The sequence below is a fragment of the Variovorax sp. 22077 genome (assembly GCF_052044195.1).
Classification (GTDB): Bacteria; Pseudomonadota; Gammaproteobacteria; order Burkholderiales; family Burkholderiaceae_C; genus Variovorax; species Variovorax atrisoli.
Genome location: NZ_JBQEQC010000085.1, coordinates 1 through 923, shown reverse-complemented (window position 1 = coordinate 923; position 923 = coordinate 1). Strand labels below are relative to the sequence as shown.

The 923-nt window shown below is 66.7% G+C and carries 1 protein-coding gene; it reads right to left on the bottom strand.

The genetic code is table 11. From position 1 onward, the window contains the following. Positions 1-2: 2 nt before the first annotated feature. On the bottom strand, positions 3-923 hold a 921-nt coding region (locus ACTJLF_RS34605), incomplete at its 5' end, for an ABC transporter permease (RefSeq protein ID WP_440884900.1).

Genomic DNA, 923 nt, shown 5'->3' with positions numbered 1-923 from the left:
GCTCATATGTCGCTGGCCTTGATGCGCGGGTCGATGACGGCGTAGAGCACGTCGACCACGAAGTTCACGATGACCACCATGGCCGCCAGCAGCATCACGCAGTTGCGCACCACGATCAGGTCGCGGTTGCTGATGGCCTGGAAGATCAGCCGGCCCAGGCCGGGAAGATAGAACACGTTCTCCACCACGATCGTGCCGGCCAAGAGTTCGGAGAACTGCATGCCCATGACCGTGATCACCGGGATCATCGCGTTGCGCAGCACGTGCGTCCAAAGCACCATGCGCTGCGATACGCCCTTGGCGCGCGCGGTGCGCACGAAATCCTCGCGCATCACCTCGAGCACCGCCGAGCGCGTGATGCGCGCCAGGATCGCCGCCTGCACCACCGCGAGCGACAACGCCGGCAGCAGCAGCGACTTGATCCCGGCGAATATCCCTTCGCCCCATCCCTCGAAGCCGCCGGCGGAGAACCACTGCAGCTGCACCGAGAACACCAAGATCAGCAGGATGGCGAACCAGAAGTTCGGAATGGCGATGCCGACCTGGGCCATGCCCATGAGGCCGACGTCGCCGAGCTTGTTGTGGCGGGCCGCGGCGGTCACGCCCACCAGCAGGGCGATCACGACGGTGAAGGCCATCGCCAGCACGGCCAGGGGCACGGTCAGGGCAAGGCGTTCGAGGATCAGGTCGAGCACCGGCGAGCTGTAGGCGTAGCTGTCGCCGAGGTTGCCGGTGAGCAGGCCGCCGATCCAGTGCCAATAGCGCGTCCATGCGGGCTGGTCGAGGCCGAGCTTGGTGGCCAGCGCGGCGACGGCCTCGGGCGAGGCGTCGGGGCCCATGAGCATCTGCGCGGCGTTGCCGGGCAGGATCTCGAGCACGAGGAAGACGATGACCGAGGCGCCGATCAGGGTGCCGATCAGCGT